17 protein-coding genes are annotated in these 13566 nt (G+C 36.2%); 3 read left to right on the forward strand and 14 right to left on the reverse strand.

What is annotated here, in order from left to right:
• Window positions 1–8: 8 nt before the first annotated feature.
• From BMW64_RS19255 to BMW64_RS19320, 14 genes are all read right to left on the reverse strand, one after another.
• Window positions 9–1130, reverse strand: coding sequence for a lactonase family protein (locus BMW64_RS19255; protein WP_317048329.1), 1122 nt, complete (start codon window positions 1128–1130; stop codon window positions 9–11).
• A 121-nt stretch (window positions 1131–1251) separates the two neighbouring features.
• Window positions 1252–1674, reverse strand: a complete 423-nt coding sequence (locus BMW64_RS19260) for an organic hydroperoxide resistance protein (RefSeq protein ID WP_090002145.1) — start codon at window positions 1672–1674, stop codon at window positions 1252–1254.
• Window positions 1674–2108, reverse strand: coding sequence for a MarR family winged helix-turn-helix transcriptional regulator (locus BMW64_RS19265; protein WP_090002147.1), 435 nt, complete (start codon window positions 2106–2108; stop codon window positions 1674–1676). The genes BMW64_RS19260 and BMW64_RS19265 overlap by 1 nt, the downstream gene beginning before the upstream one ends.
• Before the next feature lie 23 nt (window positions 2109–2131).
• The gene (locus tag BMW64_RS19270; protein ID WP_090002149.1) at window positions 2132–2764 is read right to left on the reverse strand and encodes an NAD(P)H-dependent oxidoreductase; all 633 of its coding nucleotides are present in this window, start codon (window positions 2762–2764) and stop codon (window positions 2132–2134) included.
• Window positions 2765–2888: 124 nt separating this feature from the next.
• Window positions 2889–3620 carry a lipoyl(octanoyl) transferase LipB gene (gene lipB, locus BMW64_RS19275; protein ID WP_090002151.1) on the reverse strand — a complete coding sequence of 244 codons (732 nt, stop codon included), beginning with the start codon at window positions 3618–3620 and terminating at the stop codon, window positions 2889–2891.
• 32 nt (window positions 3621–3652) lie between these two features.
• Window positions 3653–4387, reverse strand: a complete 735-nt coding sequence (gene trpA / locus BMW64_RS19280) for a tryptophan synthase subunit alpha (protein WP_090002153.1) — start codon at window positions 4385–4387, stop codon at window positions 3653–3655.
• Window positions 4387–5232 carry a GIY-YIG nuclease family protein gene (locus tag BMW64_RS19285; protein WP_090002155.1) on the reverse strand — a complete coding sequence of 282 codons (846 nt, stop codon included), beginning with the start codon at window positions 5230–5232 and terminating at the stop codon, window positions 4387–4389. The genes trpA and BMW64_RS19285 overlap by 1 nt, the downstream gene beginning before the upstream one ends.
• A gap of 20 nt (window positions 5233–5252) precedes the next feature.
• Complete coding sequence (gene trpB / locus BMW64_RS19290) at window positions 5253–6437, reverse strand: tryptophan synthase subunit beta (protein WP_090002157.1); 1185 nt, start codon at window positions 6435–6437, stop codon at window positions 5253–5255.
• 84 nt (window positions 6438–6521) lie between these two features.
• Window positions 6522–6974: an IS200/IS605 family transposase gene (gene tnpA, locus BMW64_RS19295; protein ID WP_090002160.1), complete on the reverse strand. Its 453-nt coding sequence runs from the start codon at window positions 6972–6974 to the stop codon at window positions 6522–6524.
• Between the two features lie 88 nt (window positions 6975–7062).
• Entirely contained in the window at window positions 7063–7734 is a 672-nt protein-coding gene (locus BMW64_RS19300; protein ID WP_090002197.1) for a phosphoribosylanthranilate isomerase, read from the reverse strand.
• Window positions 7735–7752: 18 nt separating this feature from the next.
• Entirely contained in the window at window positions 7753–8529 is a 777-nt protein-coding gene (gene trpC, locus BMW64_RS19305) for an indole-3-glycerol phosphate synthase TrpC (protein ID WP_090002162.1), read from the reverse strand.
• Between the two features lie 20 nt (window positions 8530–8549).
• On the reverse strand, window positions 8550–9536 hold the full coding sequence (trpD, locus tag BMW64_RS19310) for an anthranilate phosphoribosyltransferase (RefSeq protein ID WP_090002164.1): 987 nt from the start codon (window positions 9534–9536) through the stop codon (window positions 8550–8552).
• Window positions 9537–9559: 23 nt separating this feature from the next.
• Window positions 9560–10129: an anthranilate synthase component II gene (locus BMW64_RS19315; protein WP_090002199.1), complete on the reverse strand. Its 570-nt coding sequence runs from the start codon at window positions 10127–10129 to the stop codon at window positions 9560–9562.
• A 45-nt stretch (window positions 10130–10174) separates the two neighbouring features.
• On the reverse strand, window positions 10175–11596 hold the full coding sequence (locus tag BMW64_RS19320; protein ID WP_090002166.1) for an anthranilate synthase component I family protein: 1422 nt from the start codon (window positions 11594–11596) through the stop codon (window positions 10175–10177).
• A 382-nt stretch (window positions 11597–11978) separates the two neighbouring features.
• Between BMW64_RS19320 and BMW64_RS19325 the strand changes: the two genes are divergently transcribed.
• Genes BMW64_RS19325 through rlmF form a run of 3 tightly spaced genes read left to right on the forward strand, consistent with a single transcriptional unit; the run spans window position 11979 to window position 13504 of the window.
• Window positions 11979–12203 (forward strand): hypothetical protein, encoded by a 225-nt coding sequence (locus BMW64_RS19325; protein ID WP_042720120.1) that lies wholly within the window; start codon window positions 11979–11981, stop codon window positions 12201–12203.
• A complete protein-coding gene (locus BMW64_RS19330) occupies window positions 12203–12577 on the forward strand; it encodes a c-type cytochrome (RefSeq protein WP_090002168.1) in 375 nt (124 codons plus the stop codon). Before BMW64_RS19325 ends, BMW64_RS19330 begins: the two co-directional genes overlap by 1 nt.
• Complete coding sequence (gene rlmF / locus BMW64_RS19335) at window positions 12578–13504, forward strand: 23S rRNA (adenine(1618)-N(6))-methyltransferase RlmF (protein ID WP_090002170.1); 927 nt, start codon at window positions 12578–12580, stop codon at window positions 13502–13504.
• Window positions 13505–13566 lie beyond the last annotated feature (62 nt).

Raw genomic sequence — 13566 nt, forward strand, 5'->3', positions numbered from 1 at the left:
TTCAAAAATCAATACTTCCCAATTTGAACATTAGACACATTTTTAATTTTGATCTTTCTGCCTACTTTTTTCAATAAACCTGTTTCAGGATTTCTTTTAAAAACGACTACTTCATTAGTTCCCGTATTGGCCGTAATCAAAAATTTTCCACTGGGATCAATATTAAATGTTCTAGGATGTTTTCCCTTTACAGATTGATAGCCTATGGTTTTCAATATCCCGTTGTTTTGAATGGAAAATATGGCGATGTTGTTTTCATGCCCTCGATTGGAAGCGTAAAGGAAATTTCCGTCCGGGGATATATGAATGTCTGAACCTTCAAAACATTCTTTATATTTTGCTGAATGAGTAGCAATCCGCTGAATATTTTCAAGTTTTCCATTTTCATAGAAATATACACTTACGGTTCCGCCCATTTCTTCAATACAATAGGCAAATTTCCCATTCGGATGAAAGGTCAAATGTCTTGGCCCGCTACCAGGAACTGTTTGTACAAAAGGAGTTTCTGTTTTCTGTAACGGTTTCTCTTTTCCATCTTGGAACTGATAAATTCTTATTTTATCAGCGCCTAAATCCGGCATGAAAATGTATTTAAAATCCGGAGAAAAAACAGTGGAGTGGATGTGTGCACGTTCTTGTCTGTCAGGATTTATACTTCCCTCTGAAAATTGAAAATTTTGAGTATAAGGTTCAATCTTTCCGTCGTTTAAAATAGGATAAACTGAAACACTTCCTTCCGTATAATTTCCGTTGATAAGCCATTTTCCATTTCTATGTACTGTAAGATATACAGGGTTTTCACCACCGCTTTTTTGTGAGTTAATGATTGTTAATGATTTCTTTTTAACGTTGAATTCAACGCTGCTTACACTTCCTCCATTTTCCGTTTTACTTTCTGTGCAGGCAAAAATGTATTTTCCATTCGGCGACATTGTAAGAAAAGAAGGATTTACAATACCTTTCAGGGAAGTTATTTTTGACAAATTTCCGCTGATGGTATCCAATTCATAGACGTAAATTCCTTCAGTATTCTTATCCCAGTTAAATGAACCAAAAAAGACATACGTATGTTGAGAATATACACTAATCCAGCTGCAGACGGTAATGATTAAGGCTATTATGTTTTTCAAATCTTTTCTTTTAAAACACAAACATATAAATGATTTTGGTAGGATACAATAACATCTGCTGATATGAGACAAAAAAAATCTGCTTCCGAAGAAACAGATTTTAAATATCATAAGAATAATCTTAGTTGTTCGTTACCGAAAGTCTGACCTCAATATTATTTCTGGTTGCATTGGAGTAAGGACAGATCTCGTGAGCTTTCTCTGTTAAAGACTGAGCTTCTTCGATAGAAACTCCTGGGATATTTACATCCAGCTGTACGGCCAGCCCGAAGCCGCCATTGTCAATCTGGCCGATACTTACTTCTGCGGTTACGGTTGTTTCACTTGTTTTTATCTTTGACAAAGAAATTACTCTGTTCAGTGCACTGTCAAAACATGCCGAATATCCGGCTGCAAAAAGCATTTCAGGATTAGCGAAATCGTCATTGGCACCACCGAGCGCTTTTGGCATTTTTACATCAAGATCAAGAATTCCATTGTCACTTTTTACATGACCGTTTCTTCCTCCGGTCGCCGTTACTTTTGTCGTATATAAGGTTTTCATTATTTTTCTATTTTGTTTAAAATTTTCATAACGCTTGTTTTCAGATCAAGCCAATCTTCTTCAGTAGCATCTATTTTTTTATAAATTTTTGCCGGAATTTCGCAGGCTTTTGTCTGTAAAGCTTTTCCTGCTTCTGTAATGAATACTTCGACGACTCTTTCATCTTCTTTTTTTCTTTTTCTTGAGATAAAGCCTTTATTCTCAAGCCTTTTAAGAAGTGGCGTAAGGGTGCCGCTGTCCAGATACAGCTTTTCTCCGATATGATTTACCGAAAGTCCGTCGTTTTCCCACAATACCATCATCACAAGATATTGAGGATAAGTAATATCAAGTTCATCAAGAAACGGACGGTAAAGACCCGTAATCTCTTTTGCAATCACATAAAGTGGAAAGCAGAGTTGGTTTTGCAGTTTTAAAGATTCCTGATGTTGCATGATACTGAAAATTAAATTGTTGATTATTTTCTAATGATAAATTCCTCCATAGGAATTCTGACTTTTTTCATGTGGGAAAGCCAGTCGTTTTTTTCGTCTCTGTAACCGAGATACAAAAGACTTACACTCTTCAGTCCCAATGCTCTCAGTCCCAGGATTTCATCCACCACCTCATTGCTGAATCCTTCCGCAGGCGTACTGTCGATTTTTAATTCTGCTGCCTGAGCCATAGCCAGTCCTAAAGCAATATAAGTCTGTCTTGCCGTATGAGCAAAATGTTGTTCAGGAGTCTGAGCACCATATATTTCTTTAATTTTATCCGTATAGCTGGAAAAGCGCCCTCTTGGCAAATCTCTGACATCGGTATGATAATCATATACTTTATCAATTTTCTCATCCGAATAGCTGTCCCACGCTGCGAAAACCAAAACATGCGAAGAATCTCTCATGACTTCGGGATTCAATGCACCCTTAACCATTTTTTCTTTTAATTCCTGGCTCTCTACAACCACTACCCGGAATGGCTGAAGACCTGACGAAGTAGGAGCAAGTCTTGCGGCTTCTAAAATTTTGTTTAAATCTTCTTCTGAAATTTTTTTTGCAGGATCATATGCTTTCACGGCATGTCTCCAGTTTAAATCTTCTATTAATGACATTTTGCTAATTATTTTATTTTGGAATAGTCTTTGCAAAAATGTTGCCAAATTAAATTGTGTGCAATTTAATTTTTACTTTAAATAAAAATCTGTTTCTTTTTTGAAACAGATCGCTTAATAATATTTAATTTTTGTTTATCAGTTCTGCACTGAAAACCTCTTCAAAATGCTTTCTGATTTTTGCTTTGATATCTTCCACTTCATCGGGCGTCAGTTCTCTTTCAAGTTCTCTTTTAAGGGAAGTCACTTGTTTGTCTTTGATTCCACACGGGATGATGTATTCAAAATAGCGCATATCGGTGTTGACGTTTAAAGCAAAACCATGCAGTGTCACCCACCGGGACGCTTTTACACCCATCGCACAGATTTTTCTGGCGTAAGGCTTCCCTACATCCAGCCAGACTCCTGTTTCCCCTTGGGATCGTTCGCCTTTCAAACCATATTCAGCAATGGTTCTGATGATCACTTCTTCCAGATTTCGCATGTATTTGTGAATATCAGTGAAGAAATTTTCAAGATCGAGAATGGGGTAGCCTACAATTTGTCCGTATCCGTGATAGGTGATATCTCCGCCGCGGTTTACTTTTACAAACGTGGCATCGATTTCCTTTAATTTATCAATTCCGGCAAGCATATTTTCTTCATGTCCGCTTTTCCCCAATGTGTAAACGTGGGGATGTTCCACTAAAAGAAAGTGGTTGGGTGTTGTAATATATTCTTCTGAAGGCAAGTCGCGGTTTTTGATTTTAAGGTCTATAATGTTTTTCATTAAAGATTCCTGGTAATCCCAGGCAGGCTGATATTCCAGGGTTCCTAAATCTTCAAATGTAACGACTTTATTCTGATGTGTATTCATTTTAATTTTTGATGATACAAATTTAGTGATTTTTAACCTTTCACAGAATGGATGAAATCTATAGCCTTGTTCTTCCAATCTCTATGATGGAGTAAAATATCAACAAAGGCAGTTCCGATGATTCCGCCGCTGGCTTTTTCGTTTACCTTTTCAAAATCTCCTTTTGTTTTGATTCCAAAGCCAATCATGACCTGATTTTTTAACGGTAATGAGGCTATTCTGGAAAAGTAGCTTTCATTTTTCAGATTGACATTTGTATTCCCTGTAGTAGATGACGAACTTACGGCATACAGAAAGCCCGAACTTAAAGAATCAAGGTATAAAATTCTCTCATCTGAGGTTTCCGGTGTGATCAGGAATGTAAAATTTAAATTGTATTTATTAATAATCTGCTGATAATTCTTTTCAAATTCAATAGGTGGCAGATCAGGAATTATTAATCCTGAAACGCCACTCTCCGAACATTCTGCACAAAATTTTTCAAATCCAAAACTTAAAACAGGATTAATATATCCCATCAGGATAATCGGAATTTTGATAACATTCTTTATAGATTTCAGCTGTGAAAAAAGTTTTTGAATGGTCATGCCGTTTTTTAAGGCAAGTTCATGAGCTTTCTGAATTACAGGCCCGTCGGCAACCGGATCAGAATAAGGCATTCCTATTTCGATCATATCAGCACCGGCATTCTGGATAAGTTGTATAATTTCTGCAGTGTCTTCCAGTTGGGGAATTCCCGCTGTGAAGTATATGTTGAGTTTTTTCATTAAATTTCTATTGATTTTAAAATTCTACCGTCAGATAATCTCCACTCTGTTAATCCATTTGCACTCCTACCCATAACTATTGCGGCTGCAGTAGAGGGACTACTAAATAAGTAGTCTTCTGTAAAAACTAATTTATTATTTATAGCAACAATTTTTTGTTCATCAATCAATCGCTGTCTAAAACTTACTACTGATTGATTTAAAGAATTGGTAACTGAATCAGCAATTTCGGATCCTTTTAAAACTACAAAGCCTTCATTTGTAATCTGGCCCTTAGCATTTGCTCCTCGTGTAGCTTTTATATAAAATGTATTATTTATTTGTTCTTCTACTGTCTGGTTTTCATGAATAAGTTCTTCAAAAATTTTATAGCCTAGTGAATTGGTTAACAGCTTTATATTCTCAATAAATTCTTCCATCTCTGCTCGGTCTGATTCCGAAATACTAGATCTTGTTGGAATATTAGTGTTGATTAAGTCATATCTATTAACTTTTTTTGCGATTTCGAAAAGTCTATTCTCTAAATATTTTACATGAGCTTTGTTCAGATTTTCGTCTTTACTTATAAAGATTATTACCTCATTCCAGAAATCTTTACCCGAAACCTGCTGCGTAATTCTTTTGTATATTTCTTCACCTTCTCCTATGTAAGCTAAATCTTTATTTGTGGACTTTCCAAATAAAATATAAATACCAGTGCTCTCCAATTCCGATCTATCAGCCGAGATTTTTATTTTATTTCTAGGGATTTTAAATGCTTTTCCTGTCCAATTTGAAAGCTCACAAGTTAGTCTTCCATTAGGCTCTCCATCAATAAGAAATGTTTTAATAGTTTTTCCAAACATAGTTTATAGTTTCAGCAAAATTAATTATTTAAATACTTCAAATAGGTCTCCATATCCTTATCTCCGCGGCCACTCAGGCAAATGACGACGATGTCATTCTTGTCAAAAATCTTTTTATCCAACACCGCCAATGCATGTGCACTTTCCAAAGCAGGAATAATTCCTTCAAACTTGGTCAACCGGAAAGCTGATTGCAGAGCTTCATCATCATTGATGCTGAAAAATTCCGCTCTTTTTTCTTTAAATAAGTTCGCGTGAAAAGGTCCGATTCCTGGATAATCCAGACCGGCAGAGATGGAGTGTGGTTCAATTACTTGTCCGTCGTCAGTCTGCATTACCAGGCTTTTGCTGCCGTGAAGGATGCCCTTTGTTCCCAAAAAAGTAGTGGCGGCAGACCTCCCGGAATCTATACCAAAGCCTCCCGCTTCAGCTGCGATGAGCTTTACATTTTCATCATCCGCAAAATGATAAAAAGCTCCTGCCGCATTACTTCCGCCACCAACACAGGCAATGACATAATCCGGTTTTTGGCGTCCTGACTGTTCTAAAAGCTGTTCTTTAATTTCTTTTGAAATAATACTTTGGAATCTGGCCACCAGATCAGGGAAAGGGTGAGGACCTACAACACTTCCAATAACGTAATGCGTTGTGGAGGCATTGTTGATCCAGTCCCGTAACGCTTCATTTACGGCATCTTTCAAGGTTTTAGATCCGGAAGTTGCAGGAATAACCTCTGCACCCAGCATTTTCATTCTCGCTACATTCGGAGCCTGCCGCTGAATATCGATTTCTCCCATGTAAACAATACATTCCAACCCTAATAAAGCACAGGCAGTCGCTGTTGCAACGCCATGTTGCCCTGCTCCGGTTTCTGCAATAATTCGTTTTTTTCCAAGGTGTCTGGCTAATAAAACCTGTCCTAAGGCATTATTGATCTTGTGCGCTCCGGTATGATTGAGATCTTCTCTTTTTAAATAAATCTGAGTCTGGTATTGATCACTTAAATTTTCAGCAAAATATAGCGGCGTTGCCCGGCCTACATAGTTTTTTAACAAACCCTGATATTCTTTCTGAAAATTTTCGGATTCAATGATTTCAAGGTAATTGTTTTGCAATTCTTCTATATTGGGATAGAGCATTTCGGGGATAAAAGCTCCTCCGAATTCACCGTAATATCCGTGTTGATCGGGATTTTTATAATTCATTTTTTTTCTTTTAAAGTTATATTTTTTTATTGGGCAAGTCCCGAAGGGACGGCCTACGTCAGGATTGGATGCAGTCCAATCAAACTAATCCCATAAATATTTTTCATCATATTTCATTCTATGTTTTTCGAGAATTCCAATCAATTCATCCTGATAATGGATCTGTTGGTGATGCTGTCTTTGGTTCATGATATAATTTTTCATCATCACTACATTTTCTTCAGTCACTGAAAAAGCTCCGTAGCCATCCTGCCAGAAGAAATTTTCATATTTTTTTCCTTTTGTTTTCATCCATTTTGATGAATACGATTTAATTTCCTGAACTAATCTCATTAAAGCAATTTTCTTTGAAAGCAAACAAAGGATATGAATATGGTTATCTGTTCCTCCAATTTGTAAAGCATTACTTTCTAAATTTTTACATACGACTGCAATATATGGAAAGAGCTCTTTTTCTATTTTTTCGTCAATGAAATCTTCTCTGTGTTTTGTGCTGAAAACAATGTGTACATAATTTTTTACCAATGATTGTGACATCTGTTTGTGTTTTTAATTGATTGTTGATTTAATTTTAAATCGGACTTACATCCGATTCTTTTGTAGGTCGTCCTTTCAGGACTCTTTTTTATTTGATGTTATTTTTTAAAATTTTAATTTTTTCCAGATCTTTGATTCCGGGTTTTATTTCAAATCGTGAATTGACGTCTATAGCAAATGGCTTGTGCTTTAACAGCTTTATTTTTTCAATATTTTCTAGTGAAATGCCTCCGCTAAGAAAATAGGGAAGAGGAATTTCAATACGGTTTAAAAGATTCCAGTCGAAGGTTTTTCCGGTTCCGCCGAATGCTATTGAATCGGTATCGAAAAGGAAATAATTGATGTTAAATTGATATTGATGAATGATTTTTTGTAATTCAGTGACGTCTTGGTTTCCAATTCTTATTGCTTTAATAATTTCGACCTGAGGATTTAATTTTTTTCTTAATTCCGAAATAAAGTCTACATCCTCATCACCGTGGAGCTGGACAAAATTCAGTTTTGCACTTTCTGTAGTGTTCACAATTTTCTCTAAACTTTCATTCACAAAAACACCTACTTTTCCCTGATGCCTGATGTCCGCAATTTGTCCCGGGGTTATATGATTTAAAATAAATCTGGGTGATTTTTCATAAAAGATAAATCCTAGAAAATCTGTATTCATAGCAGCCAGTTCCTGAATCTGTGCCAGTTGTATTAAACCACAAACCTTGAGTTTGAGCTGACTGTTGTGAGATAATTCATGTAAGCTTTTAATCATTGTTACCATTTTAAACAATTATTGTGCTTTTGAAATAAATTCACTGAATTTCTTGCCCGGATTTTGATTCTTCATAAAAAATTCTCCCATCAGGAAACCATCAAACCCCTTTTCTTTCAGGTATTTAAAATCTTCGACACTGTAAATTCCACTTTCTGCTACTGATAGAACATCTTCCGGAAGTTGATTTTTCAGCTGAACAGAATGATCAAGATTAACATCAAAGTTTTTTAAATTACGGTTGTTGATGCCAACCATATCAACATTTGTGTTATAATATTTTAATTCACTTTCCGAATGAATTTCCAGTAAAACCTCAAGATTCAGCTGATGTGCAAGATCTGTAAAATCCCTAACCTGAGAAACCGAAAGACAGGCGGCAATAAGCAATACCACATCGGCGCCCATGCTTTTCGCTTCGTAAAACTGATATTCATCAATCATAAAATCTTTTCGCAAAATCGGAATATTAATATGATCGCGGATTTGAATAATGTCTTTAAAACTTCCTCCGAAAAAATCCTTATCTGTTAAAATGGAAATTCCGCTTGCCCCTGATCTTTCATAAGCTGAAGCTACCTCCAACGGACTCACCTGATCATTAATTACACCTTTGGAGGGTGACTGTCTTTTGAATTCCGCAATAATTCCGCTTTTGTTTTTAAGAGTTTTCTTCAGTGAAAATGGGGTTCTTCCAAAATATTCGGAATCTTTCAACTGCTGGAGGGATATTTCTGCTTTTAAAAATTCAAGTTCTTTCTTTTTTCTGTGTATGATTTTATCAAGTATGTTCATATCATTAATAAATATTGTAATTAATTGATTAACAGATTGAAACTTTGAAAAGCTTTTCCGCTGTAAAGACTTTCCCGCGCAAATGCAAGACATTCATTATAATTACCGAATTTCTTTGTATTTAAAAGCGCAACCGCAGCATTGACAAGAACTACTGAATTCTGCTGATTACTGCCATTTCCGCTCAGAATATTCCTGAAAATTTCTGCTGTTTCCTGAATACTTGTCCCGGCTTTTATGCTTTCAGCAGTTACCGCTTCAAAGCCTAAGTCTTTAGCTGAATACACTTCTTCACCATTTTTAGTAATAATTTTGGTGTCATGTGTGAGACTGATCTCATCATACCCATCCAATCCATGAACGATGACAAAGTCGCGGGCATCTTTTTGCAGCAGATACTGATAAATTCGTGCAATTTCAAGATTGTAAACCCCGATCATGGAAAATTGAGGTTTTGCCGGATTAACCAGCGGACCAAGCAGATTGAAAAATGTTCTTAGTCCAAGCGACTTTCTTAAAGTTCCTACCGATTTCAGAGCTGGGTGGAAATAAGGAGCATGTAAAAAGCAGATATTGGCTTTTTCAAGATCTTCCTGCAGTCTTTCCGAGCTGTTTTTGAATTCATATCCACATTCCTCCAGTACGTTAGATGATCCTGTAAGAGTCGATGCCCCGTAATTTCCATGTTTTATGACTTTCTGACCTGCGCCGGCAACCACAAAACTGGCTAATGTTGAGATGTTTATCGTATTTTTTCCATCACCACCGGTTCCTACAATATCAATGGCGTCTTTCGCATCAATATCTACAGGAATGGCCATCTGAAGGAGCGCTTCACGGAAACCTTCCAGTTCTGGCAGGGTAATATTACGCATCAAAAAAATGCTGATAAAAGCAGTAACTTCCTGTGGATTAAATTTATTCTGAGCGATTTCAATCATAATAGCTTTTGCCTGAGACTTCGACAATGTATGATGGTTGAAAAGATATTCGAGGATTTCTTTCATTGATTGAGCTTTAAAATGAATGTTTAGTTCAGGAGAAAATTCCGGATTATTACTTCTCCCTCGGGCGTTAGAATACTTTCCGGATGAAACTGAACTCCGTGAACGTCATAGGTTTTGTGCTGCAGGGCCATGATCATACCGTCTTTGTCAATGGCCGTAATTTCAAGCTCTTCCGGAAAATCTTCACGATTGACCACCCAGCTGTGGTATCTTCCGACTTCGAGTCCGCTGGTAAGGTCTTTGAAAATTTTTGTATCTGGTTTTACCAGCTCTGCAGAAGTAGCAACTCCATGGAAAATTTCTGACAGATTAATAAGGCTTCCTCCGAATGCTTCAGCAATAGCCTGCTGACCGAGACAAACGCCCAGAATACTTTTTGTAGGAGCATATTCTTTAATTAATTCCAATAAAATTCCTGCTTCTTCGGGAATTCCGGGGCCGGGGGAAAGAACTATTTTGTCGTATTTCCCGATTTCCTCCAAAGTAATCTGGTCATTTTTTACCACGTCAACTCTGGTATTTAAAATTCTCTCAATAATCTGGACAAGATTGTAGGTAAAGCTGTCGTAATTGTCGAAGACGAGAACTTTGATTTCGTTCATATTGTTATTCATTTGTTCTGATTTTTAAGTTTATATTTAATGATCAACCAGCTTTTCGGCTTTCTCTACCGCTTTTTTTAATGCATTAAGTTTATTGTTTACTTCCTGCAATTCGCTTTCAGGATCAGATTTTGCTACGATTCCTGCTCCTGCCTGGTAATACAACGTATTGTTTTTGCTTAAGAATGTTCGGATCATAATGGCCTGGTTGCAGCTCCCGTTTAACCCGAAAAACCCGATACATCCACCATAATATCCTCTCGAATCTTTTTCATAGGTGTTGATAAGCTGTAATGCTTTGTGCTTTGGGGCTCCACTTAAAGTTCCTTGTGGAAAGGTAGCGGCCATCATTTTGAAAGGATTGGTTTCTTCAGGTAAATCGGCAGTAACTTCACTTACCATGTGAATAACATGTGAGAAAAGCTGTATTTCCTTGAGTTTGGTTACTGTTACATTTTTCCCGATTTTTCCGAGGTCATTTCTGGCAAGATCGACAAGCATGGTGTGCTCCGCATTTTCTTTTGGGTCATTTTTTAATGATTCAATGGATTGAAGATCGGTTTCAAAGTGGCCTGTTCTTTTAAAAGTTCCTGCAATAGGATGAATAATGGCTTTGTTGTCTTTAATAATTAGTTGACTTTCAGGACTGGAGCCAAATAATTTGTAATTTCCGTAATCAAAGAAAAATAAATAAGGCGAAGGGTTAATATTCCGGAGCGCACGGTAAACGTTGAACTCATCCCCTTTGAATTTCTGTTCGAATCTTCTGCTTAAAACCAATTGAAATACATCACCTCGCATGCAGTGTTTCTGGGCAGTTTTTACAAGATCAATATATTCTTCATCGATAATATTGGAAGTTTCTGCTCCGTTTTTTTCAAAAGGATAAATCACCGAATTTTTATTTTTTATAAAACTTTCCAGCAGTTGAATCTCAGACTTTATACCTTCAATCTGGTTTTCAATGATATGCATTTCATCATTGTAATGATTAATGGCAATCACATATTGATACAGGCGGTACCGAAGCAGCGGAATTTCAACTTCTTTACTTTGAGGTTTAAAAATCAGATTTTCAAAGAATTGTACGGCTTCAAAACTTGTATATCCGAAAAGGCTTTGCGCAGTCTCAACAACCGGATCTTGTGTCTTTTCGCATTCAAAAATTCCGGAGAAATCCTCGAAAAGGGTTTCAATATTTTGCTGTAAAGGTTGTTTAAAAGGTTCCTGTCCGGGAATTTTTACTTCAAATTCATTTAAATTTTTAATCTCGATTCCTGCAATGGCATTAATGGCAATAAAAGAAAAATTATTGTCAATATTTTTAGAATCTGAACTTTCCAGCAGAATGGTATCCCTGAATTTATCGCGTACCTGCAGATAAATATTCATCGGAGTCTGAAGATCCCCGAGCGTTTTTTTAGAAACGGTTTTTATTTTTATTTTTTTACTGAACATTACAGTTTATTTAATAGGGTTGGAACAAAAAAAGACTTCAACGGAATACGTCAAAGTCTTTATTATATAATTTTATAATTATAATCGCTGTATAAGAATCACCAACACGACAATAACTTCAGACCCGACGAAGAGTTTGAAAGCCACCACCAATTTTTATTGTTGTTGATATTAAACATGCCACAAATGTAAATATTTTTTTCAATACAAAAAATGAAAACAGGGAAATTAATTTTATTTTAACTGATCTAATAAATTTTATTCATTCCGTAAAGACTTAATGCAATAGCTTTTTTATCGGAAATATCTTTAATATGAACATTTATCATAATTTTAAAACTTTATTTTTTATATTTTTGCTTAATAATTTTATAGAGAAAAAATGAAAAAAGTATTAGCAATCGCATTTATCGGAGGTTTATTAGTGGCTAACTGTTCAAAAAAGCCAAATCATGACTTACAAGACAGCAACACCATGTTGCCTGAACCGGATGCTCCAACGGTAGTGGATTCCAGCGCAACAACAAGAGATACACCGGAAGCTGATGTAAATGCGGCCGTATCAGTTCCTGCAAAAGATGCAAAAGCAGATACGCTTACTAAATAATGAGAAAATTTTTGCTGGCGGGGGCTATCGGGTTTCTGATGTTTTCCTGTTCCAAAAAAGAAAATATACCGGTTGACACAACATCATCAGAAAAAACAGTTGATGCAGAGCCTGCGAAGGCCAATCTCTCCGGAGATCAGATCATCGAAAGTCTTGACTGTTCGGGATGTCACGCGGTAAATGAAAGAATGATAGGACCTTCTTATCAGGAAATTGCAGATAAATATTCTGAAAAGGATATTGAATTGCTTGCTTCCAAGATCATAGAAGGCGGAAGCGGAGTCTGGGGCAATGTTCCCATGTCTCCTCATCCTCAGGTGTCAAAAGATGAAGCTAAAAAAATGGTGGAATATATTCTAAGACAGAAAAAATAAATGTCCGCCGAAAAATCCAGTCTGCATACAAGAAATCTGCACCGCGATCCTTACGATTTTGATCGGCTTATTTCTTGTGTGCCAGAACTGAAACAATATGTGTTTATCAATTCTTATCAAACGGTAACCATAAACTTCAGCATTCCCAAAGCTGTAAAACTGCTTAACAAAGCTTTATTAGAAAGTTTTTATCATGTTAAAAACTGGGATATTCCGGAGAATAATCTTTGTCCTCCCATTCCTGGCAGAGCAGATTATATTCATTACATCGCCGATTTATTGGCTGAACAACAAAGAGAAATTCCGACAGGTTTAAAAATCAGGGGGTTGGATATTGGTGTGGGAGCAAATCTTGTATATCCTTTAATAGCGCATCAATCTTATGGTTGGCAAATGTTGGGAACGGATATTAATGAAGATTCTTTAAAGAACGCCCAACAGATTTTGGATCATAATCCTGAGTTGTTATCTGAAATTCATTTAAAGCAGCAATTTCAACCTGAATTTATATTTAAAAATATGATCAAACCTGAAGATCGCTTCACTTTTTCGATGTGCAATCCGCCTTTTCACGATTCTGAAGAGTCTGCAATAAAAGGAAATCTCAGGAAAACACGAAATCTTAACAAATCAAAAATCAGCAAGCCTTTACTTAATTTTAGCGGACAGCAATCTGAACTTTGGTGTGAGGGTGGCGAATTGGCTTTTATCACAAGAATGATTCATGAAAGCTTTTTGTATCGTTCTCAGGTTCTTTGGTTTACATGCTTAGTTTCAAAAAAAGATAACTTATATAAGTTAACGACACTTCTGAAAAAAGTGAAGGCACTGGAATTCAAAACAATTGATATGGCTCAGGGGCAAAAAGTAAGCAGAATGTTGGCCTGGACTTTCATTCCTCAACAAAATCGCAACGACTGGTTCTGATAAAATTTAGTTTAAATTTTTAAACTGAATTAATTTTAACTGAAATAAATTATATTTCTGGA

It is taken from the genome of Chryseobacterium taichungense, assembly GCF_900109935.1.
In the GTDB taxonomy this organism is placed as follows: domain Bacteria; phylum Bacteroidota; class Bacteroidia; order Flavobacteriales; family Weeksellaceae; genus Chryseobacterium; species Chryseobacterium taichungense.